The sequence below is a fragment of the Exiguobacterium sp. s35 genome (assembly GCF_018617535.1).
In the GTDB taxonomy this organism is placed as follows: domain Bacteria; phylum Bacillota; class Bacilli; order Exiguobacteriales; family Exiguobacteriaceae; genus Exiguobacterium; species Exiguobacterium aestuarii.
Window position 1 is genome coordinate 16,557 of the sequence record NZ_JACSKI010000006.1, and the last position, 24,578, is coordinate 41,134.

Here is a 24,578-nt window from a genome sequence, read left to right on the forward strand (position 1 = left end):
TCAATCCCTTCATTATGTGGGAGGAAATTCCGCTAACCACAAGGAGGAAAAGATCATGGGTAAAAAACACCAAGAAGCAGCTAAGCTTGTTGACCGCACGAAGTCATACGACCTCGCTGAAGCTGTCGAGCTCGTTCAAAAAACAGCTACTGCTAAATTCGATGAAACAATCGAAGTTGCTGTCCGTCTCGGCGTAGATCCGAAGAAAGCAGACCAACAAATCCGTGGTGCCGTTGTACTTCCACACGGTACTGGTAAAACACAAAAAGTTCTCGTCTTCGCTAAAGGTGAGAAAGTGAAAGAAGCGGAAGCTGCTGGCGCAGACTACGTTGGCGACGCTGAGTACATCAACAAAATCCAACAAGGATGGTTCGACTTCGATGTAATCGTTGCGACACCTGACATGATGGGTGAAGTTGGTAAACTTGGTCGTGTTCTCGGACCTAAAGGCCTCATGCCTAACCCGAAAACAGGAACAGTTACTTTCGACGTAGAAAAAGCAATCGCGGATATCAAAGCTGGTAAAGTTGAATACCGTGTTGATAAAGCTGGTAACATCCACGTTCCAGTTGGTAAGAAGTCATTTGAAGCATCTAAACTCACTGAGAACATCGAGACAATTCTCGAAACACTCATGAAAGTGAAGCCTGCTACTGCAAAAGGAACTTACCTTAAAAACATCGCGCTTTCATCTACAATGGGTCCTGGGATCCGTGTAGCGACTGCGGATTTCCTTAAGTAATCTTGTTGAAATAAATTGTTGACAACGTGTGACACCGCTGTTAAAGTAATACACGTTCAACCGAATATGTTGGATTACCGTAGACAGAAGGTGGACATCGGTCCGTAAACCCTTCCGAGGTGTCTTTGCTCGAACTTGAGCCTGTTGTCACAGGTTTACTTTCAAACAATTACGCCCTCGTATGTCTTCATACGAGGGATTTCTTTTGGAGAGCAGCCTCTCGTCCGGTATAAGAATTGACTAGGAGGTGCAAACACATGGCAAACGAAAAAATCGTAGCTCAGAAATCGGCACTCGTCGATGAAATCGCTGAGAAAATGCAAGCGAGCGTTGGAACAGTTGTTGTTGACTACCGTGGACTTACAGTTGAAGAAGTGACTACACTCCGTAAATCACTCCGTGACGCTGGAATCGAGTTCAAAGTTTACAAGAACGGTCTTCTTCGCCGCGCAGCTACTCAGTCGAACTTCGAAGGTCTTGACGAAGTCTTCACTGGTCCTACAGCAATCGCCTTCTCTAACGAAGACGTTGTTGCTCCAGCGAAGATCTTGAACGACTTCTCGAAAGAGCACAAAGCGCTCGAACTCAAAGGCGGAATCATCGAAGGCAAAGTGACTTCACTCGAAGAAATCAAAGCCCTTGCAGAACTTCCATCACGCGATGGTCTTCTCTCGATGCTTCTCAGCGTACTTCAAGCTCCAATCCGTGGGCTCGCAGTCGCAACAAACGCAATCGCAGAACAAAAAGAAGAGCAATCAGCTTAATTTTTATCGCGTAGCGTAACTCAAAAAACTTTTTCACAACATCAAAGGAGGAAAACCATAATGGCTTTCAACAAAGAGCAATTCATCGAAGACCTCAAATCAATGACGGTTCTCGAACTTAACGAACTCGTAAAAACAATCGAAGAAGAATTCGGCGTATCAGCAGCAGCTCCAGTAGCAGTTGCAGGTGCTGGCGCAGGCGCAGCAGCTGAAGAGAAAACTGAATTCGACGTAGTACTCACAAACGCTGGCGCTGGTAAAATCAACGTCATCAAAGCTGTTCGTGAAATCACAGGTCTCGGCCTTAAAGAAGCAAAAGCACTCGTTGACGGAACTCCAGCTCCAGTCAAAGAAGGCGTTTCTAAAGAAGACGCTGAGTCAATCAAAGCTAAGCTTGAAGAAGCTGGCGCATCTGTTGAAGTTAAGTAATTCAACTTCACAACCTATAGAAGCTCGCCACGGCGAGCTTCTTTTATTTCCTTGAAGAAAGGGTTAGGAGGTTCAACGCATGGGAGATCATTACTACACGAACGATCCACGTTCGGAAAGTGCCCCGGAGACATGGACGTACGAGTTGCGAGGGAAACAGTATCATTTCACTTCGGACCGCGGTGTGTTCTCGAAAGGATCGGTCGATTTTGGGTCGCGTCTTTTAATTGAGTCGTTTGAAGTGCCTGATGTCTCAGGACGTATTTTAGATGTAGGCTGTGGCTATGGTCCAATGGGGATCTCGCTTGCCGATGCCTCTGGGCGTGAAGCCTTGCTCATTGATGTAAATGAGCGTGCGCTGGCGCTCTCTGAGCAAAACGCCGCCCGTAATGGAGTGACGGTCGAAACACGATTTTCTCACGCGTATGACGCGGTGGGGGGAGAACGGTTTGCCGCCATTGTCACCAATCCGCCGATTCGCGCGGGGAAACAAGTCGTCCATACGATCTTGCGTGAAGCACATGCGCATTTGGTCGATGGGGGAGCAATCTATGTCGTCATTCAAAAGAAACAAGGAGCACCTTCTGCTAAGAAATTATTAGAAGAGGTGTTTGGTCAAGTCGAAACAATTGCGAAAGAGAAAGGTTACTTTATTTTCCGAGCAATTCGGTCTTGACAAACGGTGAAGTCTTGTTGACTCGCCATAACGTATATGCTAACATTATAAAATGCCATTGGAATGGAATTCGCTTGAAACTGCCGTGTCTGCTGCTTTTTAGGGACGGAAAACGAGCGACATTCAATGACAATGTTCGATTATTACGCCCGAAAAATTCGCTAAAGAATTGGGGGTCTGAGAGGTGAATCAGTTGACTGGTCAACTTGTTCAGTACGGTCGTCACCGTCAGAGAAGAAGCTTTGCCCGTATCAGTGAGGTATTAGAGCTTCCGAATTTGATTGAAATTCAAACTGCTTCTTATGAGTGGTTCTTGCGTGAAGGATTGAAGGAAATGTTTACGGACATTTCGCCGATTTCCGACTTCACAGGAAACCTCGTATTGGAGTTCATCGATTACTCGCTCAGCGAGCCGAAGTATTCGATCGATGAATCGAAGGAGCGCGACGTTACTTATTCTGCGCCACTTCGCGTAAAAGTGCGTCTCCAAAACAAAGAGACAGGTGAGCTCAAAGAACAAGAAGTGTTCATGGGGGATTTCCCGCTCATGACAGAATCGGGAACGTTTATCATTAACGGCGCAGAACGCGTCATCGTTTCCCAGCTTGTCCGTTCACCAAGCGTGTACTATAACGCTAAACTCGATAAAAACGGTAAACGTGGATTTGGCGCAACCGTCATCCCGAACCGTGGTGCTTGGCTCGAACTTGAGACAGACGCTAAAGATATCGTTTATGTTCGTATCGACCGTACCCGTAAAATTCCGGTAACGGTGTTGTTGCGTGCCCTCGGATTCGGTACGGACCAAGAAATTATCGACCTTCTCGGGGATGACGAATATCTTCGTAACACCCTTGAAAAAGATAATACAGAGTCTACAGAGAAAGCGTTGATTGAGATTTATGAGCGTCTACGCCCTGGTGAACCACCAACGGTAGAAAACGCAAAATCACTTCTCGTGTCACGTTTCTTCGACCCGAAACGCTATGACTTGGCGAACGTCGGTCGCTATAAGATGAACAAAAAACTTCATCTTAAGAACCGCTTGTTCGGTCAAAAATTAGCGGAAACACTCGTGGACCCAGAAACAGGCGAAGTACTCGCTGAAGCTGGAACAGTCCTCGACCGTCGCAACTTAGATCGTATCCTCCCACACTTGGAGAACGGCCTCGGTTATGTCGATGCGGAACCAACTGGTGGTGTCGCTGAAGGTGAACCGTTCGGTCTTCAATCAATCAAAGTCATCTCACCAGATGACCCAGATGGAGAGCGTATCTTGAACATCATCGGAAATGGCAATATCGACCGCAGTATCAAGCATATTACGCCGGCTGATATTATCGCTTCAATCAACTACTTCTTCAACTTACTTCACGAAGTCGGAACAACAGATGACATCGACCACTTAGGAAACCGTCGTCTTCGTTCAGTCGGAGAACTTCTCCAAAACCAATTCCGGATCGGGCTTTCTCGTATGGAACGTGTCGTAAAAGAACGTATGTCGATTCAAGATCAAAACGCGATCACACCGCAAGCGCTTATTAACATTCGCCCGGTAATCGCATCACTTAAAGAGTTCTTCGGTAGCTCGCAATTGTCACAGTTCATGGACCAGACGAACCCGCTTGCTGAGTTGACGCACAAACGTCGTCTCTCTGCACTTGGACCGGGTGGTTTGACACGTGAACGTGCTGGTTTCGAAGTTCGAGACGTTCACTATTCGCACTACGGTCGGATGTGTCCAATCGAAACACCAGAGGGACCGAACATCGGACTCATCAACTCACTCTCGTCTTATGCGAAAGTGAACGAGTACGGTTTCATCGAAGCACCGTATCGTCGTGTTGACCCGGAAACAGGTCTTGTTACTGGCGATATCCAATATATGACGGCTGATGAAGAAGACCTCTACGTCGTCGCACAGGCGAACATGCCGCTCACAGAAGACGGTCACTTTGCAGACGAACAAGTTCTTTGCCGTTTCCGCGGACAAAACTTGTCAGTTGAGCCAAGCCGAGTCGATTACATGGACGTTTCGCCGAAACAGGTTGTTTCTGCCGCGACAGCATGTATTCCGTTCCTTGAGAACGATGACTCGAACCGTGCCCTCATGGGAGCGAACATGCAACGTCAAGCAGTACCACTTCTCCAACCAGATTCACCGATCGTCGGTACTGGAATGGAGTACGTGTCTGCGAAAGACTCTGGGGCAGCGATCGTTGCGAAATACCCAGGTGTCGTTGAACGCGTCACAGCGCGTGAAATCTTGATCCGTCGCACGTCTGACGTCAACGGTTCTGAGGTTTCAGGTGATTTAGACCGTTACAAACTTCAAAAATATGTCCGTTCAAACCAAGGGACATGCTACAACCAGAAACCAATCATCGCAGCTGGCGACCGTGTCGAAAAAGGAGAAATCCTCGCAGACGGTCCGTCGATGGATATGGGTGAGCTCGCGCTCGGCCGTAACGTCGTCGTTGCCTTCATGACATGGGATGGTTACAACTATGAGGATGCGATCATCATGAGTGAGCGTCTCGTGAAAGATGACGTGTACACATCGATTCATATCGAAGAGTACGAGTCAGAGTCACGTGACACGAAACTCGGACCAGAGGAAATCACGCGTGATATTCCAAACGTCGGAGATGACGCGCTTCGTAACTTGGACGATCGTGGAATTATCCGCATCGGAGCTGAAGTTAAAGATGGCGATATCCTCGTCGGTAAAGTAACGCCTAAGGGAGTTACGGAATTGACGGCGGAAGAGCGTCTCTTGCACGCAATCTTCGGTGAGAAGGCACGTGAAGTACGTGATACGTCACTTCGTGTACCAAACGGTGGAGACGGAATCATCTTGGATGTCAAAGTGTTCGACCGTGAAAACGGCGACGAATTGTCTCCAGGCGTCAACCAAATGGTACGTGTCTATATCGTTCAAAAACGTAAGATTCACGAAGGGGATAAGATGGCGGGACGTCACGGTAACAAAGGTGTTATCTCGCGGATCCTCCCTGAAGAAGATATGCCATACATGCCAGACGGTACACCGGTTGACATCATGCTCAACCCGCTTGGGGTACCATCTCGTATGAACATCGGTCAGGTGCTTGAACTTCACTTAGGAATGGCAGCGAAGAAGCTCGGCATCAAAGTGGCAACACCTGTATTCGATGGAGCGCGTGAGGAAGACGTATGGGCAACGATTGAAGAGGCTGGTATGGATAAAGATGCGAAGACGCGTCTCTATGACGGTCGTACGGGTGAACCGTTCGATAACCGTGTCTCTGTCGGTGTCATGTATATGATCAAACTCGCGCACATGGTTGATGACAAACTTCACGCTCGTTCGACTGGACCATACTCACTCGTTACGCAACAACCGCTCGGTGGTAAAGCACAGTTCGGTGGTCAGCGCTTCGGGGAGATGGAAGTTTGGGCTCTTGAAGCGTACGGCGCAGCCTACACGCTCCAAGAAATCTTGACAATCAAGTCGGATGACACGGTTGGTCGTGTGAAAGCATACGAGGCCATCGTGAAAGGCGAGAGCGTTCCGAAAGCGGGCGTTCCTGAATCATTCCGTGTCTTGATCAAAGAGCTTCAAGCGCTCGGTATGGAAGTCAAGATGATGTCAGCGGATGATGAAGAAGTCGAAATGAAAGATGAAGATGACGACAACATCCCGAACGCAACATCGGCGTTAGAACAAGTCGTTCAACCGACTGTTACGGAAGAGGAATAAGGCGAAAAGGGAGGTCGGCCCCTTGGTAGATGTTAATCGATTTGAATATATGAAAATCGGCTTGGCTTCATCAGAGAAGATCCGTTCGTGGTCTTACGGTGAAGTCAAAAAGCCGGAAACGATCAACTATCGTACACTTAAACCAGAGAAGGACGGATTGTTCTGTGAACGAATCTTCGGTCCTACGAAAGACTGGGAATGTTACTGCGGGAAGTACAAACGAATCCGTTATAAAGGAGTCATTTGTGACCGTTGTGGCGTTGAAGTGACGAAAGCGAAAGTGCGTCGCGAGCGAATGGGCCATATCGAGCTCGCGGCACCAGTTTCGCACATCTGGTACTTCAAAGGGATTCCAAGCCGCATGGGGCTTGTTCTCGATATGTCACCACGTGCACTTGAGGAAGTGATTTACTTCGCTTCTTACGTGGTTACAGAGCCAGGTGATACACCGCTTGAGAAGAAACAACTTCTCTCGGAAAAAGAGTTCCGTCTCTATCGTGAAAAATACGGTAGCGACTTCAAAGCAGACATGGGTGCTGAAGCAATCCGCACACTCCTTCAAGACGTCAATCTTGAAAAAGAAGTAGGCGAGCTTCGTGAAGAGTTGAAAACTGTCCAAGGCCAACGTCGTACACGTGCGATCAAGCGTTTGGAAGTTCTCGATGCGTTCTTCACATCAGGGAACAATCCAGACTGGATGATCCTTGAAGTACTTCCTGTCATCCCACCAGAGCTTCGCCCAATGGTACAGCTCGATGGTGGACGCTTTGCGACATCTGACTTGAACGACTTGTATCGTCGAGTCATCAACCGTAACAACCGTCTCAAACGTTTGCTCGATCTCGGCGCGCCGAACATCATCGTGCAAAACGAGAAGCGTATGCTTCAAGAAGCGGTTGACGCCCTCATCGACAACGGTCGTCGTGGTCGTCCGGTAACAGGTCCTGGTAACCGTCCGCTCAAATCACTTTCACACATGTTGAAAGGGAAACAAGGTCGTTTCCGTCAAAACCTTCTTGGTAAACGGGTCGACTACTCAGGACGTTCGGTTATCGTCGTAGGACCGAACTTGAAGATGTATCAGTGTGGTCTTCCAAAAGAGATGGCACTTGAGCTCTTCAAACCGTTCGTGATGAAAGAGCTTGTCGGTCGTGGCATCGCTTCAAACATCAAGAACGCAAAACGCAAAATCGAGAAGATGCAACCTGAAATCTGGGGCGTCCTTGAAGAAGTCATCCGTGAGCACCCAGTTCTCTTGAACCGTGCCCCGACACTTCACCGCCTTGGTATTCAAGCATTCGAACCGATTCTTGTTGAAGGTCGTGCGATTCGCCTTCACCCACTCGTATGTACGGCTTATAACGCCGACTTCGATGGTGACCAAATGGCCGTCCACGTTCCGCTTTCTGCAGAAGCACAAGCGGAAGCACGTCTTCTCATGCTCGCTGCACAGAACATCTTGAACCCGAAAGACGGTAAACCAGTTGTTACACCATCGCAGGATATGGTCCTCGGTAACTACTACATCTCACTTGAACGTGAAGATGCTGTCGGTCAAGGGAAAGTGTTCTCGAACGTCAACGAAGCGTTGATCGCTTACCAAAACGGATATGTCCACTTGCACTCGCGTGTGGCGCTTCCGGCACGTACGCTCAACAACCCGACGTTCACAGACGAACAGAACGAGAAATTGCTCATTACGACTGTTGGTAAGATGATTTTCAACGAAATCTTGCCGAACACGTTCCCATACTTGAACGAGCCAACGATGGAAAACTTGCAGGAAGCAACTCCTGATAAGTACTTCATCGACAAAGGGGCGAACGTTGCGGAAGAAATCGCATCACGTCCAATCATCGACCCGTTCAAAAAAGGATTCCTTGGAAAAGTCATCGCGGAAGTGTTCCAGAAGTTTGAAACGACTGAAACAAGCCGCATGCTTGACCGCATGAAAGATCTCGGCTTCAAACACTCGACGAAAGCCGGTGTGACAGTTGGGATTGCCGACATCATCGTACTTCCTGATAAACAGGAAATCTTGGATGAGGCACAAAAACAAGTCGACCAAATCATGAAGTCGTTCCGTCGTGGTCTCATCACAGAAGATGAACGTTACGAGCGCGTTGTACGTGCTTGGAACGAAGCGAAGGATGAAATTCAATCTCGATTGATGAAATCCCTCAACCGCTTGAACCCGATCTTCATGATGTCTGACTCTGGTGCCCGTGGTAACGCCTCTAACTTTACGCAGCTTGCGGGTATGCGTGGTTTGATGGCCGCTCCATCTGGTCGCATCATCGAACTTCCAATCAAATCGTCATTCCGTGAAGGTCTGACGGTTCAAGAGTACTTCATCTCGACTCACGGGGCTCGTAAAGGTCTTGCCGATACAGCCTTGAAGACAGCCGATTCAGGTTACTTGACGCGTCGTCTCGTTGACGTTGCGCAAGATGTCATCATCCGTGAAGAAGATTGTGGAACAGACCGCGGGATCCGCGTATCTGCACTCCGCGAAGGTACGGAAGAAATCGAAAACTTGTACGACCGTCTCGTCGGACGTACATCGTTTGAAACGGTCACACACCCTGAAACGGGCGAAGTGTTGGTCGATAAGAACGAATTGATCACAGAAGACATCGCACGCGTCATCGTTGATGCGGGTGTCGAGCAAGTTGAAATCCGTACGGCCTTCACATGTAACACGTCACACGGTGTATGTAAGAAGTGTTACGGACGTAACTTGGCTACTGGATCAAACGTTGAAGTCGGGGAAGCCGTCGGTATCATCGCCGCACAATCAATCGGTGAGCCAGGAACGCAGCTTACAATGCGTACCTTCCACACAGGTGGGGTTGCCGGAGACGATATCACACAAGGTCTTCCACGTATCCAAGAGGTATTCGAAGCCCGTAACCCGAAAGGTCAAGCGGTCATCTCGGAAATCTCTGGTACGGTCATCGACTTCACGGAATCGCGTGACAAGCGTGAACTCACGGTCGAAGGATTCAGTGAAACACGTTCTTACACGATTCCATTCGGAGCGCGTCTCCGTGTTCAAATCGGCGATACAGTAGAAGCCGGTGAAGTCTTCACGGAAGGTTCGATCGATCCGAAAGAATTGCTCGCCGTCCGTGGTGTATCTGGTGTTCAGAACTATCTTCTCCAAGAAGTTCAAAAAGTATACCGGATGCAAGGGGTAGAAATTGGTGATAAGCACGTTGAGGTCATGGTTCGCCAAATGCTTCGTCGTGTCAAAGTCATCGAGTCTGGTGACACACCACTTCTCCCAGGTTCACTTGTCGACATCAGCGTCTTCAAAGAAGCGTGTAAAGATGCGATTCGTGACGGTAAACACCCAGCGACTGCAAAACCAGTCCTTCTCGGGATCACGAAAGCATCGCTTGAGACAGATTCGTTCCTCTCAGCAGCTTCGTTCCAAGAAACGACTCGTGTCTTGACGGATGCGGCAATCAAAGGGAAACGCGACTATCTCCTCGGACTCAAAGAGAACGTCATCATCGGTAAACTTGTTCCAGCTGGTACTGGAATGGCGGTCTACCGTGATGTCGAACTTAAAGAAGATGAGGCGCCAGTTGCACTCGAAGATACAACGGTCGAGTAAAATACGTCTTGACAGCGCAGGTTGGCGGTGCTACTATGATTTAGTGCCGCCAATCGGTTGTTGTCGATGACAACGATGTCCAGCAGTCGGCAAGCTACTTGGACGTCCATCCGAACTTTCTACGGGAAGGTTTGGCTGCTACAATTGCCACTTTCAAGGTATAACTCACGTTTTTGCGAGGTCATGGAATGCCTACGCCTCGTAAAAGCGTTTCGTTATGACCTTAAATGAACCACCCGGGTCGGTGGGACTAGAAAATAGCAACATTCAGGAAGGGAGGATCTTCAAAGATGCCTACTATTAACCAGTTAGTCCGTAAAGGACGTAAATCGAAAGTCGTTAAATCTGACTCTCCAGCACTTAACAAAGGTTACAACAGTTTCATCAAGTCACAAACAAACGTGAGCTCACCACAAAAACGTGGTGTTTGTACACGTGTTGGTACAATGACTCCGAAGAAACCGAACTCGGCACTTCGTAAGTATGCTCGTGTTCGTTTGACTAACCAAATCGAAGTGACTGCGTACATTCCAGGTATTGGCCACAACCTTCAAGAGCACAGCGTTGTTCTTATCCGTGGAGGACGTGTAAAAGACTTACCAGGGGTACGTTACCACATCGTCCGTGGTGCGCTTGACACTGCAGGTGTTGATGGACGTATGCAAGGCCGTTCTAAATACGGTACGAAACGTCCGAAAGCTGCGAAGAAGTAATTCTCGCAAACTAAACTACAATTGAAATTTTGAAAGGAGGGTACTCGGATGCGTAAAAACCGTGCAGAACGTCGTGACGTTATCGCAGATCCGATCTACAACTCGAAATTGGTAACTCGCCTCATTAACCGTGTCATGTTAGACGGTAAAAAAGGTACAGCTCAAACTATCATTTACAACGCATTTGGCATCATCGCTGAACGCTCAGGCAAAGAGCCTATGGAAGTGTTCGAAGAAGCAATGAACAACATCATGCCTGTACTTGAAGTTAAAGCACGCCGTGTAGGTGGAGCTAACTACCAAGTTCCTGTTGAAGTTCGTCCAGAGCGCCGTACAACACTTGGTCTTCGTTACCTCGTGAACTACGCTCGTCTCCGCAACGAAAAAACGATGGAGCAACGTATCGCGAACGAAATCATGGATGCAGCCAACAACACTGGTGCGTCTGTTAAGAAACGCGAAGACATGCATAAGATGGCAGAAGCAAACAAAGCGTTTGCTCACTATCGTTGGTAATTTAATCGTAAAGTCCACTCCGCCAAGCATGGCTTAACGGAGTGGCTTTCGGGTATAATCATATCGTGTGCGCGCACACGAAAATTAAACATGCGGAAGGAGAATACCCAGTATGGCAAGAGAATTCTCCCTAAAGAATACTCGTAACATCGGGATCATGGCTCACATCGATGCCGGTAAAACGACAACAACTGAACGTATTCTTTATTACACAGGTCGTATCCATAAAATTGGTGAAACGCACGAAGGTGCTTCACAAATGGACTGGATGGAGCAGGAGCAAGAGCGTGGAATCACGATCACTTCAGCTGCGACAACTGCACAGTGGAATGGCCACCGTGTAAACATCATCGATACACCTGGACACGTAGACTTCACAGTAGAAGTTGAACGTTCACTCCGTGTACTTGATGGTGCTGTTGCTGTACTTGACGCTCAGTCAGGTGTAGAACCACAAACTGAAACTGTATGGCGTCAAGCGACGACATATGGTGTACCACGTGTCGTATTCGTCAACAAGATGGATAAAATCGGCGCAGACTTCTTGTACTCTGTGAAGACGCTTCATGAGCGCCTCCAAGCGAACGCTTACGCGATCCAACTCCCAATCGGAGCAGAGGACGATTTCAAAGGGATCATCGATCTCGTTGAAATGAAGACTTACATGTACAACAACGACCTCGGTACTGACATCGAAGTTACAGATGGCTTCCCAGCTGACATGGCTGACCAAGCTGAAGAACTTCGCGGTCAATTGATCGAAGGTGTTGCTGACTTCAACGAAGAGTTGATGATGAAGTACCTTGAAGGTGAAGAGATTTCAATCGAAGAATTGAAAGCTGCAATCCGTCAAGCGACACTTAGCGTTGAATTCTACCCTGTACTCGTTGGTTCTGCCTTCAAGAACAAAGGTGTTCAGCTCATGCTTAACGCCGTTGTTGATTACCTCCCATCACCAGTTGATGTAGAGTCAATCAAAGGGATCAACCTCGATACAGAAGAAGAAATCACGCGTGAGCCTTCTGACGAAGCTCCATTCTCAGCACTTGCGTTCAAAGTTATGACTGACCCTTACGTCGGTAAATTGACGTTCTTCCGCGTGTACTCTGGTACAGCTGAAGCGGGATCATACGTGAAGAACTCGACTAAAGGGAAGCGCGAGCGTCTCGGTCGTATTCTTCAAATGCACGCAAACAGCCGTGAAGAGATTCCAATGGTATACGCTGGTGACATCGCCGCTGCTGTTGGTTTCAAAGACACGACTACTGGTGACACGCTTTGCACAGAGAAAGATAACATCGTTCTCGAGTCAATGACGTTCCCAGAACCAGTTATCTCGGTTGCAATCGAGCCTAAATCGAAAGCAGACCAAGATAAAATGGGTCAAGCTCTTGCGAAACTCGCAGAAGAAGATCCAACATTCCGCACTGAAACAAACCCTGAGACTGGTCAAACAATCATCTCTGGTATGGGTGAGCTTCACCTTGATATCCTCGTTGACCGTATGCGTCGCGAATTCAAAGTAGAAGCTAACGTTGGTGCACCACAAGTTGCTTACCGTGAAACAATCCGTGGCGCTGCGAAGATCGATTCGAAATTCGTTCGTCAGTCTGGTGGACGCGGTCAGTACGGTCACGTTGTCGTAGAATTCGAGCCGAACGAAGAAGGCGCTGGATTTGAGTTCGAGAACAAGATCGTCGGTGGTGTTGTACCACGTGAATACGTCCCAGCTGTTCAGAACGGGATTGAAGAAGCTCTCGAAAACGGTATCCTCGCTGGTTACCCAGTAGTAGACGTTAAAGCTCGCCTCGTATTCGGATCGTACCACGATGTCGACTCGAACGAGATGGCGTTTAAAGTTGCTGCTTCGATGGCGGTTAAACAACTTAAGGACCAAGCGAAAGCTGTCATCCTTGAGCCAATGATGCGTGTTGAAGTTGTTATCCCAGAAGAATACATGGGTGACATCATGGGTGACGTAACGTCACGCCGTGGACGCGTAGAAGGTATGGAAGCTCGCGGTAACGCACAAGTCGTTAAAGCGATGATTCCACTTTCAGAAATGTTCGGTTACGCAACATCACTTCGTTCACGTACACAAGGACGCGGAACGTACTCGATGCACTTCGATCACTACGAAGAAGTACCGAAATCAATTGCTGAAGAAATCGTCAAAAAAGCGAACGGCTAATAACGGTTGTATCGCTAGATTGATTGTTGTAAGCTAAGGAGGACGTATGTTAAAAGTAACCTACGTCTTCCTAGTTAAATAAAAACTAATCGTTTAATAGAGGAGGAATCTAGAATGGGTAAAGAAAAATTCGACCGTTCTAAGCCGCACGTTAACATTGGTACAATTGGCCACGTTGACCACGGTAAAACAACTTTGACTGCAGCAATCTCTGCTGTACTTTCACGTGCACAAGGTAAAACAGCTACTAAGTTCGACCAAATCGATGGTGCTCCAGAAGAGCGCGAGCGCGGTATCACAATCGCAACAGCTCACATCGAGTACGAAACTGACAAGCGTCACTACGCACACGTTGACTGCCCAGGACACGCTGACTATGTTAAAAACATGATCACTGGTGCTGCTCAAATGGACGGCGCGATCCTCGTTGTATCTGCAACAGATGGCCCAATGCCACAAACACGTGAGCACATCCTTCTTTCACGTCAAGTAGGTGTTCCTTACATCGTAGTCTTCATGAACAAAGTTGACATGGTAGACGACGAAGAGCTCCTCGAACTCGTTGAAATGGAAATCCGTGAACTTCTTTCTGAATACGACTTCCCAGGCGACGACCTCCCTGTAATCAAAGGTTCTGCACTTGGCGCACTTAACGGTGAAGCTCAGTGGGAAGAAAAAGTTATGGAACTCATGAACGCTGTTGATGAGTACATCCCAGAACCAGTTCGTGATACAGAAAAAGACTTCATGATGCCTGTTGAGGACGTATTCTCAATCACTGGTCGTGGTACTGTAGCGACTGGTCGTGTTGAGCGTGGTGTTCTCCGCGTCAACGACGAGATCGAAATCGTTGGTCTTACAGAAGAAACTAAGAAAACTGTATGTACTGGTGTAGAGATGTTCCGTAAGCTTCTTGACTATGCTGAAGCTGGCGACAACATCGGTGCACTTCTCCGTGGTGTATCACGTGACGACATCGAGCGTGGACAAGTACTTGCTAAGCCAGGTTCAATCACACCACACTCAAAATTCAAAGCATCAATCTACGTTCTTTCTAAAGAAGAGGGTGGCCGTCACACGCCATTCTTCGCGAACTACCGCCCGCAGTTCTACTTCCGTACAACTGACGTAACAGGTATCGTTCACCTTCCAGAAGGTACTGAAATGGTAATGCCAGGAGACAACATCGAGTTGACGGTCGAATTGATTTCTACAATCGCGATCGAAGACGGTACACGTTTCTCTATCCGTGAGGGTGGCCGTACTGTAGGTGCTGGTTCAGTAACAGAAATCATCGAGTAATCGATTGATTCAACTGAACAACTTCAAGCAGTCCGCAATATGCGGGCTGCTTTTTTGTGTTTTCCTATGGTCGTGGTAATATGAAACATACGAGAAAGGAGTGGCGTCATGTTAAAACAGTTGGAGACGATTTGTCGTTTAAACGGGATCGATTATCGGATTGGCGGTTCGCAACTTTTAAAGCATCATGGAATCGTCGATGTGACCAATGACATCGATTTGTTCGTAGAGCCGGATCAGTTTGAACGGTTGGATGAGGTCTTGAGTCGTGCCGGAGAGAAACGGTCATCTGAACCACATGAAGCATACTTGACGACTTACTTTGGGGAGTATGTGTTTGAGGGGGATGACGTTGACGTCATGTCCAGTTTTCGGATGAAGTGCACGGACGGGATTTATACACATCCTTATATAGAAGGAGAAGGGAACTGGATGCACCTCGAAGAGTGGGTTGTGCTTTACACGGTCATTGGTCGAGAGGACAAATTGACGCGTTTGGTGCAATATTTCGAGACACATCCCATCAAGGCGGGCATCATCCACACTTGTTTAAAGCGGGCGCCACATTCGGTCATCGAAGCGGTGACAGAGCGGTTTGGAGAGGTTATGAAACGCTAGGTCGAGTTGACATGGGAGTTCGTTTGAAAAATAGTTCAATAAAAGAATGAATTTTCTCTTGCAAAAGCTCGCGAATCTTGTTACATTAGGGAACGTTGAGCAACTCATCAGACAACCGGCAACTTCAAAAATCTAATCTTGCATTCCATGACCAGATTAGATATAATGATTAAGTGTTTGTGCGAGTGGTGAGAGACTTTACAGCAGAAAATGGGTCCAATCGTTGATTTGCAATGATCGGATACCTCTGCTGACACAAGCACGCTGCGTTGAAGCGGGAGGTTATGACACGCCAGGCAGCATTGCCATGGCCGGTGTGGAAATTTCCGCGGAGAATTGTCTATTTTAAAAGTAGGCGACAAAGGAGGGAAATAAACATGGCAAATGAAAAAATTCGTATTCGTTTAAAAGCATATGACCATCGCGTTCTCGATCAATCAGCTGAGAAGATCGTTGACACTGCGAAGCGTTCAGGTGCAAAGGTATCGGGTCCAATCCCGCTCCCAACTGAAAAATCGGTTTACACGATCCTTCGTGCGGTTCACAAGTACAAAGATGCTCGTGAGCAGTTCGAAATGCGTACACACAAACGCTTGATCGACATCGTAAACCCAACACCGAAAACAGTCGATTCGCTTATGCGTCTCGAGTTACCATCAGGTGTAGACATCGAAATCAAACTTTAATTCTTCATATAGTAGATACTAGCCAGAAGAGACAATTAATTATTAACAGGAGGTGTATCTCATGGCTAAAGGAATCTTAGGAACAAAACTTGGTATGACTCAAATCTTCAACGAAGCAGGCGAAGTAGTACCAGTAACAGTAGTTGCTGTAGAAGGTAACGTTGTTCTTCAACTTAAAACAGTTGACACAGACGGTTACGAAGCAGTTCAACTTGGTTTCGGAGACATCAAAGAATCACGTCAAAACAAACCATCAAAAGGTCACGCTGCGAAAGCAAACGCGACACCTAAGCGCTTCATCAAAGAGGTTCGTACTTCAGTAGAAGGATACGAAATCGGTCAAGAGATTAAGGCAGACATTTTCGCTGCAGGTGAATTAGTAGACGTAACAGGTACATCGAAAGGTAAAGGATTCCAAGGTGCGATCAAGCGTCACGGACAATCACGTGGACCAATGGCCCACGGTTCGCGCTACCACCGTCGTCCTGGTTCGATGGGTCCTGTCGCTCCTAACCGCGTATTCAAAGGGAAGCTTCTTCCTGGTCAAATGGGTGGAGAGCGTAAAACAATTCAAAACCTTGAAATCGTTAAAGTTGATGTGGAACGCGGCCTTCTCCTCGTGAAAGGTGCTATCCCAGGCGCTCGTAAATCGAACGTCATCATCAAAACAGCGGTCAAAGGTAACTAATTAACTGCACGGAAAGGAGGAATTACGAATGCCTAAAGTAGCTTTGCTTAACCAAACAGGTTCAAATGTTGGCGAAATCGAATTGGCAGAAGCCATCTTCGGAATCGAGCCAAACGAATCAGTACTTTATGACGCAATCGTCATGCAACAAGCATCACGCCGTCAAGGTACTCACGATACGAAAGGTCGCTCGGAAGTACGCGGTGGCGGCCGTAAACCATGGAAACAAAAGGGAACTGGTCGTGCGCGCCAAGGTTCTATCCGCTCACCACAATGGGTTGGTGGTGGTACAGTCTTCGGTCCAACACCACGTTCATACTCTTACAAACTTCCTAAAAAGGTTCGTCGTTTAGCACTTCTCTCGGCTCTTTCGTCGAAAGTACAAAACAACGAATTCATCGTCCTCGAAGGCCTTGCTTTCGATGCACCAAAAACAAAAGATATGGCTGCTGTACTCAACAGCTTATCAGTAGAACGTAAGGCTCTTGTAGTCACAGCGGACTACAATGAGACTATCGCTCTCGCAGCTCGTAACATCCCAGGAGTGACTGTGATCGACGCAGCAGGCGTAAACGTTCTTGACCTCGTTGCTAACGACAAAGTCATCTTCACTAAAGATGCGGTTGCGAAGGTAGAGGAGGTGCTTGCATAATGGCTCAAGCATACGATATCATCAAACGTCCGATCATCACTGAGCGTTCAGTTAGCCTCATGGAAGCTAACAAATACGTTTTCGAAATCGACGTAAAAGCGACTAAATCGCAAGTGAAACACGCTATCGAAACAATCTTCAACGTGAAAGTTGCTTCGGTAAACACAATGAACTACAAACCGAAAGCGAAACGTGTCGGTCGTCACGCTGGTTACACAGCTCGCCGTAAAAAAGCGATCGTAACTCTTGCAGAAGGCAACACAATCGACTTCCTCGGTTAATTAACTACCTTAGAAGAAAAGGAGGGAATCCTCGATGGCAATCAAAAAGTTTAAGCCGACCACTAACGGTCGTCGTAACATGACATCTCTCGACTTTGCAGAGATCACAACGAATCGCCCTGAAAAATCGTTAACTGAAAAGCTTTCGAAAAAAGGCGGACGTAACAACCAAGGTCGCTTGACTGTTCGTCACCAAGGTGGCGGTCACAAGCGTAAATACCGTATCATCGATTTCAAACGTAACAAAGATGGCGTTGCAGGACGCGTAGCAACGATCGAATACGATCCAAACCGTTCAGCAAACATCGCACTCATCAACTATGTAGATGGTGAGAAACGTTACATCCTCGCTCCTAAGGGCATCAAAGTAGGCATGGAAATCATGTCTGGTCCTGAAGCGGATATCAAAGTGGGGAACGCTCTTCCACTCGTAAACATCCCTGTCGGTACAACAATCCACAACATCGAGCTTAAGCCTGGTAAAGGCGGTCAGCTTGTTCGTGCGGCTGGTGCATCGGCACAAATCCAAGGACGTGACGGCAAGTACGTCATCGTTCGTCTTCAATCAGGTGAATCACGCTTGTTCCTCGGCACTTGCCGCGCGACAATCGGTTCAGTTGGTAACGAAGAACACGAACTCGTAAACATCGGTAAAGCAGGACGTTCACGTTGGTTAGGCAAGCGCCCAACAGTACGTGGTTCTGTAATGAACCCGGTTGATCACCCACACGGTGGTGGTGAAGGTCGTGCGCCAATCGGTCGTTCGGGCCCACTTACTCCTTGGGGTAAACCAGCTCTTGGTCTTAAGACTCGTAAGAAAAACAAATCGAGCGACATGTACATCCTTCGTCGCCGTAAGAAATAATTACTACATGATTCTCGGGCGGTTCGAAAGGGCCGTTCCCGAATCATTCCAAAGGGAGGTTCTAACATGGGTCGCAGCTTGAAAAAAGGTCCATTCGCAGATCACCACTTACTCGCTAAAGTTGACAAACTCAACGAATCTGGTGAGAAGCAAGTCATCAAAACTTGGTCACGTCGCTCGACGATCTTCCCAGAATTCATGGGTCACACGTTCGGTGTGCACGATGGTCGTAAACACGTACCAGTATTCGTGACAGAAGACATGGTTGGTCACAAACTTGGTGAATTCGCTCCAACACGCACTTACAAAGGTCACGGATCAGACAAGAAAACGAAACGGTAATTTGAGGGGAGGTCAAATCCATGCAAGCTAAAGCATCAGCTAATATGGTCCGTCTTGCTCCTCGCAAAGCACGTCTCGTTGTAGACTTAATTCGCGGGAAACAAGTCGGCGAAGCGCTCTCTGTCCTTGCTCACACAAACAAGGCAGCATCGCCAATCGTTGAGAAAGTATTAAAATCAGCGATTGCTAACGCAGAGCACAACTACGATATGAACATTGAGAACCTCGTTGTAACAGAAGCTTTTGTCAACGAAGGTCCAACACTCAAACGCTTCCGCCCACGTGCGATGGGTCGCGCAAGCCGCATTAACAAACGCACAAGCCACATCCACATCGTGGTAACTGAGAAATAAGGAGGGATATGTAGTGGGTCAAAAGGTAAATCCGCACGGTCTTCGCGTTGGTGTTATCAAAGACTGGGATTCGCGTTGGTACGCTGAGAAAGACTACGCTGATCTCCTTCATGAAGACTTCGTTATTCGTGAATACATCGAAAACAAAATGAAGGATGCTAGTGTTTCTAAAGTTGAAATCGAACGCGCTGCAAACCGCGTGAACATTTCGCTTCACACTGCGAAGCCAGGTATGGTAATCGGTAAAGGTGGTTCTGAAATCGAATCGCTCCGTAAACACATTACAAAAATCGCTGACGGAAAACGCGTTCACATCAACGTTGTTGAAGTGAAAAACGCTGACGCTGTTGCGAAGCTTGTAGCAGAAAACATTGCTCGTCAATTGGAAGGTCGCGTATCATTCCGTCGTGCAATGAAACAATCAATTCAACGTTCGATGCGTACTGGCATCAAAGGGATCAAAACAGAAGTTTCTGGTCGTCTTGGTGGCGCTGATATCGCTCGTTCAGAGAAATACTCGGAAGGAACAGTTCCACTTCACACACTCCGTGCCGACATCGACTACGGAACAGCTGAAGCTGACACAACTTACGGTAAAATCGGCGTAAAAGTTTGGTTATACCACGGTGAAGTTCTTCCAACAAAAAACAACACAGCGAAAAACGCTGAATAATAAACACTCTTTCAGGAAGGAGGCAACACACTATGTTGTTACCTAAACGCGTGAAATATCGTCGTGTACACCGTGGTAAAATGCGCGGGAATGCTAAACGCGGCACAACTGTACACTTCGGTGAGTTCGGTCTCCAAGCTCTCGAAGCGAGCTGGATTACAAACCGTCAAATCGAATCAGCACGTATTGCAATGACACGTTATATGAAACGTGGTGGTAAAGTGTGGATCAAGATCTTCCCACACAAGCCGTACACTAAAAAGCCTCTCGAAGTCCGAATGGGTTCGGGTAAAGGTGCTCCAGAAGGCTGGGTAGCTGTAGTTAAGCCTGGCAAAGTAATGTTCGAAATCGCAGGTGTATCTGAGGAAGTGGCACGTGAGGCACTTCGTCTTGCATCGCACAAACTTCCAGTAAAATGTAAGTTCGTGAAACGTGAAGAAAATGGTGGTGATACGAATGAAAGCAACTGATCTCCGTCAATCAACAACTGAAGAGCTCAACGGTAAAGTGGGCGAGTGGAAAGAAGAACTCTTTAACCTTCGCTTCCAACTTGCTACAGGTCAGCTTGAGAATCCTGCTCGTATCCGTGAAGTACGCAAGTCGATTGCGCGTGCTAAAACGATTCTTCGTGAACGCGAACTCGGCATCAACAACGGCTAATTACATCGGATTCTTGAGAGGAGGTAACACTCATGGAACGCAACAACCGTAAAGTGTTCACTGGTCGCGTCGTGTCTGACAAAATGGACAAAACGATCGTCGTCGCAGTAGAAACAAAGGTTCGTCATAAACTTTATGGCAAACGTGTAAACTACACGAAGAAATATAAAGCACACGATGAGAACAACGTCGCTAAAGTGGGCGATATCGTTCGCATCGCGGAAACACGTCCTCTTTCTAAAGACAAACGTTTCCGTCTTGTAACAGTAGTAGAAGAATCAGTAATCATCTAATAACAGTTCGGATTTATTAAACATCCGGAGGGAGGTACACTCGCATGATTCAACAAGAATCTCGCTTGAAAGTAGCAGACAACTCTGGCGCGCGTGAACTGTTGACAATTAAGGTTCTCGGTGGTTCTGGTCGTAAGACTGCAAACATCGGTGACATCATCGTCGCAACGGTAAAACAAGCAACACCAGGTGGCGTTGTTAAAAAAGGTGACGTTGTCAGAGCAGTTGTCGTTCGTACAAAACGCGGCGCTCGTCGTAAAGATGGTTCGTACATCCGTTTCGATGAGAACGCAGCAGTCATTATCAAAGATGACAAGAGCCCACGCGGCACACGGATCTTCGGGCCAGTTGCACGTGAACTTCGTGAAAAAGAATTCATGAAGATCGTTTCGTTGGCACCGGAAGTACTTTAATTTCCAATTTCAATCCTATAAGGAGGTGCGCAAACGATGCATGTTAAAAAAGGCGATACAGTCCAGGTAATGTCTGGTAAAGATAAAGGCAAGCAAGGGGTTATCCTCAAAGCTATGCCAAGCAAAAACCGCGTAGTGGTTGAAGGCGTAAACGTGATGAAAAAACACTCTAAACCTTCACAAGCGAATCCACAAGGCGGGATCCTTGAGATCGAAGCACCAATTCACGTCTCGAACGTAATGCCACTCGACCCTAAAACTGGCAAACCAACTCGCGTTGGTTTCAAAGTAGTCGATGGTAAAAAAGTTCGTGTCGCGAAATCGGGCGAATCACTCGATAAATAAGAAGAACGTGACGAAAGGAGGTCCATTCGACTATGAACCGTTTGCAAGAGAAGTATAAAAGCGACATCGTGAAAGCGATGATGGATAAATTCAACTATGACTCGGTCATGCAAGTACCGAAAATCGAAAAGATCGTCATCAACATGGGTGTAGGTGATGCTGTTTCGAACTCGAAAGCACTTGACATGGCAGTTGAAGAATTAACAATTCTTTCAGGTCAAAAACCACTCGTAACGAAAGCGAAGAAATCAATCGCTGGTTTCAAGCTTCGTGAAGGTATGCCAATCGGTGCGAAGGTTACACTTCGTGGCGAGCGTATGTACGATTTCCTCGACAAATTGGTAACTGTTTCACTTCCACGTGTACGTGACTTCCGCGGTGTATCGAAGAAAGCATTCGACGGACGCGGTAACTACACGCTTGGCGTGAAAGAGCAACTTATTTTCCCTGAGATCGATTACGATAAAGTATCTAAAGTACGCGGTATGGACATCGTTGTTGTTACAACAGCAAACACAGACGAAGAAGCACGTGAATTGCTCACACTTCTCGGTATGCCATTCCAAAAATAATCTAGAGGGAGGTCGACAACATGGCTAAAAAGTCAATGGTGAATCGCGAACTTAAACGCGAGAAACTCGTTGCCCAGTACGCTGAAAAGCGTGCGAAGTTGAAAGCTGAAGGCGATTATATCGGACTCAGCAAATTGCCACGTAACTCGTCACCTGTACGCTTGCACAACCGTTGCAGCATCACAGGTCGTCCGCATGGTTACATGGGTAAATTCGGGATCAGCCGTATCAAGTTCCGTGATCTTGCATACAAAGGTCAAATCCCTGGTGTTAAAAAAGCAAGCTGGTAATCCACTAACAGTGTGAAAGGAGGTACATCGCATGGTAATGACAGACCCTATTGCAGATATGCTTACACGTATCCGTAACGCTAACATGGTTCGCCATGAAAAAATGGAGCTTCCAGCTTCGAACATTAAACGTGAGATCGCTGAAATCCTTAAGCGTGAAGGTTTCATTCGCGATGTTGAATATATCGAGGACGCTAAACAAGGTACACTTCGTCTTTTCCTTAAATATGGAGCAAGCAACGAACGTGTAATCACTGGTCTCAAACGTATTTCGAAACCAGGTCTTCGCGTATACGCAAAAGCTGATGAAGTGCCTAAAGTACTCGGAGGACTCGGAATCGCAGTTCTTTCGACATCTAAAGGTCTTATGACTGATAAAGAAGCTCGCCAACAACAAGTCGGCGGCGAAGTGCTCGCCTACATCTGGTAAGTCACTTTTCTAACAAGAACGGAGGTGTAATCAATGTCACGTATTGGTAAAAAACCAGTTACGATTCCTGCTGGCGTTACTGTAACAGTTGCTAATGACAACACGGTCACAGTAAAAGGTGCTAAAGGTGAACTTTCGCTTTCAGCTAACCCGGCATTGGAAATCAAAGTTGAAGAGAACGAATTGACGGTTGTTCGTCCAGACGAATCGAAAGAAAGCCGCACAATTCACGGTACGACACGTGCCCTTATTGCCAACATGGTACAAGGTGTGTCGAACGGATTCCAAAAAACACTTGAGATCTCGGGGGTTGGTTACCGTGCTACTAAGCAAGGTAACAAACTCGTCCTCAACCTCGGCTACTCGCACCCAATCGAGTACGTTGCTGAGGAAGGTATCGAAATCGAAGTTCCTTCAAACACGCAAATCATCGTAAAAGGGATTAACAAAGAGCGCGTCGGTCACGTTGCTGCTCAAATCCGCTCGTACCGTGCTCCAGAACCTTACAAAGGTAAAGGTGTTCGTTACTCTGATGAACGTATTCGCCGTAAAGAAGGTAAAACTGGTAAGTAATTCGTCACGAAATGAACGGAAAGGAGTGGCATAAATGATCACAAAGGCAGATAAAAATGCAGTTCGTAAAAAACGTCATGCTCGCGTACGTCGTACGATCTCGGGGACAGCAGTTCGTCCACGTTTGAACGTATTCCGTTCGAGCAAGCACATTTACGTTCAACTTATCGATGACGCGTCACAAACAACGCTTGTGTCTGCATCTTCGAAAGATAAAGCTCTCGATCTTACAAATGGCGGTAACGTTGAAGCAGCGAAAGCTGTTGGTAAACTTGCTGCAGAACGTGCACTCGAGAAAGGTATCGACACAGTTGTGTTCGACCGTGGTGGATACCTCTATCATGGCCGCGTCAAAGCTGTTGCAGAAGCAGCTCGTGAAGCAGGTCTTAAATTCTAATAAAAAGGAGGGGACACTCGATGCGCCAGTTAGACGTTAACATGGAACAACTTGAAGAACGCGTTGTTACCGTAAACCGCGTCGCGAAAGTCGTAAAAGGTGGCCGCCGCTTCCGTTTTGCTGCTCTCGTAGTCGTAGGTGACAAAAATGGTCACGTCGGTTTCGGTACAGGTAAGGCACAAGAGGTGCCAGAAGCGATTCGCAAGGCTATTGAAGCCGCTAAGAAAAACATGGTACAAGTACCTATGGTTGGTACAACAATTCCACACGAAATCACAGGAGTATTCGGAGCAGGTCGTGTATTCATGAAACCAGCTTCTGAAGGTACTGGGGTTATCGCTGGTGGTCCAGTTCGTGCGGTGCTCGAACTTGCAGGTGTAGGTGACATCCTTTCGAAATCGTTAGGTTCAAACACACCGATCAACATCGTCCGTGCGACGGTACAGGGCTTGACTGAGCTCAAAAAAGCAGAGGAAGTTGCTAAACTACGTGGTAAAAGCGTAGAAGAACTTCTTAACTAAGGGAGGGAACTAGACATGGCGAAACTCGCAATCACCCTCACACGCAGCACAATTGGTCGTCCGGAAGGTCAGCGTGTTACTGTACGTACACTCGGTCTTCGCAAAATGCATCAAACGGTCGTTGTCCCAGACAACGTCGCGATGCGCGGTATGATCAATAAAGTGTCGCACCTTGTGACTGTAAAAGAAATCAACGAATAATAAAGATTTTAATAAATAAGGAGGTGCC

The 24,578-nt window shown here is 47.3% G+C and carries 31 protein-coding genes and 1 other annotated feature; all 31 genes read left to right on the plus strand.

Features of this window, described 5'->3' with window-relative positions:
* The first annotated feature begins 55 nt into the window (after positions 1 to 55).
* The 31 genes from rplA to rpmD all read left to right on the plus strand — a co-directional run bounded on the left by rplA (position 56) and on the right by rpmD (position 24,550).
* Positions 56 to 742, plus strand: coding sequence for a 50S ribosomal protein L1 (rplA, locus tag KNO75_RS14140; RefSeq protein ID WP_074032415.1), 687 nt, complete (start codon positions 56 to 58; stop codon positions 740 to 742).
* Between the two features lie 59 nt (positions 743 to 801).
* Positions 802 to 955: a sequence feature (ribosomal protein L10 leader region), on the plus strand.
* A gap of 44 nt (positions 956 to 999) precedes the next feature.
* Positions 1,000 to 1,506 carry a 50S ribosomal protein L10 gene (rplJ, locus tag KNO75_RS14145; RefSeq protein ID WP_214697119.1) on the plus strand — a complete coding sequence of 169 codons (507 nt, stop codon included), beginning with the start codon at positions 1,000 to 1,002 and terminating at the stop codon, positions 1,504 to 1,506.
* Between the two features lie 60 nt (positions 1,507 to 1,566).
* Positions 1,567 to 1,935, plus strand: a complete 369-nt coding sequence (gene rplL / locus KNO75_RS14150) for a 50S ribosomal protein L7/L12 (RefSeq protein WP_074032420.1) — start codon at positions 1,567 to 1,569, stop codon at positions 1,933 to 1,935.
* A 79-nt stretch (positions 1,936 to 2,014) separates the two neighbouring features.
* Positions 2,015 to 2,611, plus strand: a complete 597-nt coding sequence (locus tag KNO75_RS14155; RefSeq protein WP_214822424.1) for a class I SAM-dependent methyltransferase — start codon at positions 2,015 to 2,017, stop codon at positions 2,609 to 2,611.
* A gap of 193 nt (positions 2,612 to 2,804) precedes the next feature.
* Positions 2,805 to 6,353, plus strand: coding sequence for a DNA-directed RNA polymerase subunit beta (gene rpoB, locus KNO75_RS14160; protein ID WP_214791113.1), 3,549 nt, complete (start codon positions 2,805 to 2,807; stop codon positions 6,351 to 6,353).
* Positions 6,354 to 6,375: 22 nt separating this feature from the next.
* A complete protein-coding gene (rpoC, locus tag KNO75_RS14165; RefSeq protein WP_214791060.1) occupies positions 6,376 to 9,975 on the plus strand; it encodes a DNA-directed RNA polymerase subunit beta' in 3,600 nt (1,199 codons plus the stop codon).
* A 290-nt stretch (positions 9,976 to 10,265) separates the two neighbouring features.
* Positions 10,266 to 10,688: a 30S ribosomal protein S12 gene (rpsL, locus tag KNO75_RS14170; protein WP_012727683.1), complete on the plus strand. Its 423-nt coding sequence runs from the start codon at positions 10,266 to 10,268 to the stop codon at positions 10,686 to 10,688.
* Between the two features lie 48 nt (positions 10,689 to 10,736).
* Positions 10,737 to 11,204 (plus strand): 30S ribosomal protein S7, encoded by a 468-nt coding sequence (gene rpsG, locus KNO75_RS14175; protein WP_012727682.1) that lies wholly within the window; start codon positions 10,737 to 10,739, stop codon positions 11,202 to 11,204.
* 112 nt (positions 11,205 to 11,316) lie between these two features.
* Complete coding sequence (gene fusA, locus KNO75_RS14180) at positions 11,317 to 13,395, plus strand: elongation factor G (protein WP_214791067.1); 2,079 nt, start codon at positions 11,317 to 11,319, stop codon at positions 13,393 to 13,395.
* A 114-nt stretch (positions 13,396 to 13,509) separates the two neighbouring features.
* Complete coding sequence (tuf, locus tag KNO75_RS14185; RefSeq protein WP_074032430.1) at positions 13,510 to 14,697, plus strand: elongation factor Tu; 1,188 nt, start codon at positions 13,510 to 13,512, stop codon at positions 14,695 to 14,697.
* 108 nt (positions 14,698 to 14,805) lie between these two features.
* Positions 14,806 to 15,315 carry a hypothetical protein gene (locus KNO75_RS14190; RefSeq protein ID WP_214796634.1) on the plus strand — a complete coding sequence of 170 codons (510 nt, stop codon included), beginning with the start codon at positions 14,806 to 14,808 and terminating at the stop codon, positions 15,313 to 15,315.
* A gap of 377 nt (positions 15,316 to 15,692) precedes the next feature.
* Positions 15,693 to 16,001, plus strand: coding sequence for a 30S ribosomal protein S10 (rpsJ, locus tag KNO75_RS14195; RefSeq protein ID WP_074032438.1), 309 nt, complete (start codon positions 15,693 to 15,695; stop codon positions 15,999 to 16,001).
* A 61-nt stretch (positions 16,002 to 16,062) separates the two neighbouring features.
* Positions 16,063 to 16,689 (plus strand): 50S ribosomal protein L3, encoded by a 627-nt coding sequence (gene rplC, locus KNO75_RS14200; RefSeq protein ID WP_026824832.1) that lies wholly within the window; start codon positions 16,063 to 16,065, stop codon positions 16,687 to 16,689.
* A 28-nt stretch (positions 16,690 to 16,717) separates the two neighbouring features.
* The gene (gene rplD / locus KNO75_RS14205; RefSeq protein ID WP_214791072.1) at positions 16,718 to 17,341 is read left to right on the plus strand and encodes a 50S ribosomal protein L4; all 624 of its coding nucleotides are present in this window, start codon (positions 16,718 to 16,720) and stop codon (positions 17,339 to 17,341) included.
* Positions 17,341 to 17,622: a 50S ribosomal protein L23 gene (rplW, locus tag KNO75_RS14210; protein ID WP_026824834.1), complete on the plus strand. Its 282-nt coding sequence runs from the start codon at positions 17,341 to 17,343 to the stop codon at positions 17,620 to 17,622. Before rplD ends, rplW begins: the two co-directional genes overlap by 1 nt.
* A gap of 34 nt (positions 17,623 to 17,656) precedes the next feature.
* Entirely contained in the window at positions 17,657 to 18,487 is an 831-nt protein-coding gene (rplB, locus tag KNO75_RS14215) for a 50S ribosomal protein L2 (protein WP_012727674.1), read from the plus strand.
* Positions 18,488 to 18,553: 66 nt separating this feature from the next.
* Positions 18,554 to 18,829, plus strand: a complete 276-nt coding sequence (gene rpsS, locus KNO75_RS14220; RefSeq protein ID WP_012727673.1) for a 30S ribosomal protein S19 — start codon at positions 18,554 to 18,556, stop codon at positions 18,827 to 18,829.
* Between the two features lie 20 nt (positions 18,830 to 18,849).
* Positions 18,850 to 19,182, plus strand: coding sequence for a 50S ribosomal protein L22 (rplV, locus tag KNO75_RS14225; RefSeq protein ID WP_214791081.1), 333 nt, complete (start codon positions 18,850 to 18,852; stop codon positions 19,180 to 19,182).
* Between the two features lie 13 nt (positions 19,183 to 19,195).
* Entirely contained in the window at positions 19,196 to 19,855 is a 660-nt protein-coding gene (gene rpsC, locus KNO75_RS14230) for a 30S ribosomal protein S3 (RefSeq protein WP_012727671.1), read from the plus strand.
* Positions 19,856 to 19,887: 32 nt separating this feature from the next.
* Positions 19,888 to 20,325: a 50S ribosomal protein L16 gene (rplP, locus tag KNO75_RS14235; protein ID WP_012727670.1), complete on the plus strand. Its 438-nt coding sequence runs from the start codon at positions 19,888 to 19,890 to the stop codon at positions 20,323 to 20,325.
* Complete coding sequence (gene rpmC / locus KNO75_RS14240; RefSeq protein ID WP_012727669.1) at positions 20,312 to 20,515, plus strand: 50S ribosomal protein L29; 204 nt, start codon at positions 20,312 to 20,314, stop codon at positions 20,513 to 20,515. The genes rplP and rpmC overlap by 14 nt, the downstream gene beginning before the upstream one ends.
* Positions 20,516 to 20,547: 32 nt before the next feature.
* Positions 20,548 to 20,808, plus strand: a complete 261-nt coding sequence (gene rpsQ, locus KNO75_RS14245) for a 30S ribosomal protein S17 (protein WP_012727668.1) — start codon at positions 20,548 to 20,550, stop codon at positions 20,806 to 20,808.
* A 44-nt stretch (positions 20,809 to 20,852) separates the two neighbouring features.
* The gene (gene rplN / locus KNO75_RS14250; protein WP_012727667.1) at positions 20,853 to 21,221 is read left to right on the plus strand and encodes a 50S ribosomal protein L14; all 369 of its coding nucleotides are present in this window, start codon (positions 20,853 to 20,855) and stop codon (positions 21,219 to 21,221) included.
* Positions 21,222 to 21,257: 36 nt separating this feature from the next.
* Positions 21,258 to 21,566, plus strand: a complete 309-nt coding sequence (gene rplX / locus KNO75_RS14255) for a 50S ribosomal protein L24 (protein WP_074032448.1) — start codon at positions 21,258 to 21,260, stop codon at positions 21,564 to 21,566.
* Positions 21,567 to 21,598: 32 nt separating this feature from the next.
* Positions 21,599 to 22,138: a 50S ribosomal protein L5 gene (gene rplE, locus KNO75_RS14260; RefSeq protein WP_012727665.1), complete on the plus strand. Its 540-nt coding sequence runs from the start codon at positions 21,599 to 21,601 to the stop codon at positions 22,136 to 22,138.
* Between the two features lie 20 nt (positions 22,139 to 22,158).
* Positions 22,159 to 22,428 (plus strand): 30S ribosomal protein S14, encoded by a 270-nt coding sequence (rpsN, locus tag KNO75_RS14265; protein ID WP_012727664.1) that lies wholly within the window; start codon positions 22,159 to 22,161, stop codon positions 22,426 to 22,428.
* 31 nt (positions 22,429 to 22,459) lie between these two features.
* A complete protein-coding gene (gene rpsH, locus KNO75_RS14270) occupies positions 22,460 to 22,858 on the plus strand; it encodes a 30S ribosomal protein S8 (protein ID WP_026824842.1) in 399 nt (132 codons plus the stop codon).
* Between the two features lie 33 nt (positions 22,859 to 22,891).
* On the plus strand, positions 22,892 to 23,431 hold the full coding sequence (gene rplF, locus KNO75_RS14275; protein WP_012727662.1) for a 50S ribosomal protein L6: 540 nt from the start codon (positions 22,892 to 22,894) through the stop codon (positions 23,429 to 23,431).
* Between the two features lie 34 nt (positions 23,432 to 23,465).
* Positions 23,466 to 23,828 (plus strand): 50S ribosomal protein L18, encoded by a 363-nt coding sequence (rplR, locus tag KNO75_RS14280; protein WP_034804040.1) that lies wholly within the window; start codon positions 23,466 to 23,468, stop codon positions 23,826 to 23,828.
* A gap of 20 nt (positions 23,829 to 23,848) precedes the next feature.
* Complete coding sequence (rpsE, locus tag KNO75_RS14285; protein ID WP_012727660.1) at positions 23,849 to 24,349, plus strand: 30S ribosomal protein S5; 501 nt, start codon at positions 23,849 to 23,851, stop codon at positions 24,347 to 24,349.
* A gap of 15 nt (positions 24,350 to 24,364) precedes the next feature.
* Positions 24,365 to 24,550: a 50S ribosomal protein L30 gene (gene rpmD, locus KNO75_RS14290; RefSeq protein WP_012727659.1), complete on the plus strand. Its 186-nt coding sequence runs from the start codon at positions 24,365 to 24,367 to the stop codon at positions 24,548 to 24,550.
* The last annotated feature ends 28 nt before the right edge of the window (positions 24,551 to 24,578 follow it).

Excerpts from the sequence above, each read along its gene's own strand:
- rplA (WP_074032415.1), top strand. The coding sequence starts at position 56 with ATGGGTAAAAAACACCAAGAAGCAGCTAAGCTTGTTGACCGCACGAAG.
- rplJ (WP_214697119.1), top strand. The coding sequence starts at position 1,000 with ATGGCAAACGAAAAAATCGTAGCTCAGAAATCGGCACTCGTCGATGAA.
- rplL (WP_074032420.1), top strand. The coding sequence starts at position 1,567 with ATGGCTTTCAACAAAGAGCAATTCATCGAAGACCTCAAATCAATGACG.
- KNO75_RS14155 (WP_214822424.1), top strand. The coding sequence starts at position 2,015 with ATGGGAGATCATTACTACACGAACGATCCACGTTCGGAAAGTGCCCCG.
- rpsL (WP_012727683.1), top strand. The coding sequence starts at position 10,266 with ATGCCTACTATTAACCAGTTAGTCCGTAAAGGACGTAAATCGAAAGTC.
- rpsG (WP_012727682.1), top strand. The coding sequence starts at position 10,737 with ATGCGTAAAAACCGTGCAGAACGTCGTGACGTTATCGCAGATCCGATC.
- fusA (WP_214791067.1), top strand. The coding sequence starts at position 11,317 with ATGGCAAGAGAATTCTCCCTAAAGAATACTCGTAACATCGGGATCATG.
- tuf (WP_074032430.1), top strand. The coding sequence starts at position 13,510 with ATGGGTAAAGAAAAATTCGACCGTTCTAAGCCGCACGTTAACATTGGT.
- KNO75_RS14190 (WP_214796634.1), top strand. The coding sequence starts at position 14,806 with ATGTTAAAACAGTTGGAGACGATTTGTCGTTTAAACGGGATCGATTAT.
- rpsJ (WP_074032438.1), top strand. The coding sequence starts at position 15,693 with ATGGCAAATGAAAAAATTCGTATTCGTTTAAAAGCATATGACCATCGC.
- rplC (WP_026824832.1), top strand. The coding sequence starts at position 16,063 with ATGGCTAAAGGAATCTTAGGAACAAAACTTGGTATGACTCAAATCTTC.
- rplD (WP_214791072.1), top strand. The coding sequence starts at position 16,718 with ATGCCTAAAGTAGCTTTGCTTAACCAAACAGGTTCAAATGTTGGCGAA.
- rplW (WP_026824834.1), top strand. The coding sequence starts at position 17,341 with ATGGCTCAAGCATACGATATCATCAAACGTCCGATCATCACTGAGCGT.
- rplB (WP_012727674.1), top strand. The coding sequence starts at position 17,657 with ATGGCAATCAAAAAGTTTAAGCCGACCACTAACGGTCGTCGTAACATG.
- rpsS (WP_012727673.1), top strand. The coding sequence starts at position 18,554 with ATGGGTCGCAGCTTGAAAAAAGGTCCATTCGCAGATCACCACTTACTC.
- rplV (WP_214791081.1), top strand. The coding sequence starts at position 18,850 with ATGCAAGCTAAAGCATCAGCTAATATGGTCCGTCTTGCTCCTCGCAAA.
- rplP (WP_012727670.1), top strand. The coding sequence starts at position 19,888 with ATGTTGTTACCTAAACGCGTGAAATATCGTCGTGTACACCGTGGTAAA.
- rpmC (WP_012727669.1), top strand. The coding sequence starts at position 20,312 with ATGAAAGCAACTGATCTCCGTCAATCAACAACTGAAGAGCTCAACGGT.
- rpsQ (WP_012727668.1), top strand. The coding sequence starts at position 20,548 with ATGGAACGCAACAACCGTAAAGTGTTCACTGGTCGCGTCGTGTCTGAC.
- rplN (WP_012727667.1), top strand. The coding sequence starts at position 20,853 with ATGATTCAACAAGAATCTCGCTTGAAAGTAGCAGACAACTCTGGCGCG.
- rplX (WP_074032448.1), top strand. The coding sequence starts at position 21,258 with ATGCATGTTAAAAAAGGCGATACAGTCCAGGTAATGTCTGGTAAAGAT.
- rplE (WP_012727665.1), top strand. The coding sequence starts at position 21,599 with ATGAACCGTTTGCAAGAGAAGTATAAAAGCGACATCGTGAAAGCGATG.
- rpsN (WP_012727664.1), top strand. The coding sequence starts at position 22,159 with ATGGCTAAAAAGTCAATGGTGAATCGCGAACTTAAACGCGAGAAACTC.
- rpsH (WP_026824842.1), top strand. The coding sequence starts at position 22,460 with ATGGTAATGACAGACCCTATTGCAGATATGCTTACACGTATCCGTAAC.
- rplF (WP_012727662.1), top strand. The coding sequence starts at position 22,892 with ATGTCACGTATTGGTAAAAAACCAGTTACGATTCCTGCTGGCGTTACT.
- rplR (WP_034804040.1), top strand. The coding sequence starts at position 23,466 with ATGATCACAAAGGCAGATAAAAATGCAGTTCGTAAAAAACGTCATGCT.
- rpsE (WP_012727660.1), top strand. The coding sequence starts at position 23,849 with ATGCGCCAGTTAGACGTTAACATGGAACAACTTGAAGAACGCGTTGTT.
- rpmD (WP_012727659.1), top strand. The coding sequence starts at position 24,365 with ATGGCGAAACTCGCAATCACCCTCACACGCAGCACAATTGGTCGTCCG.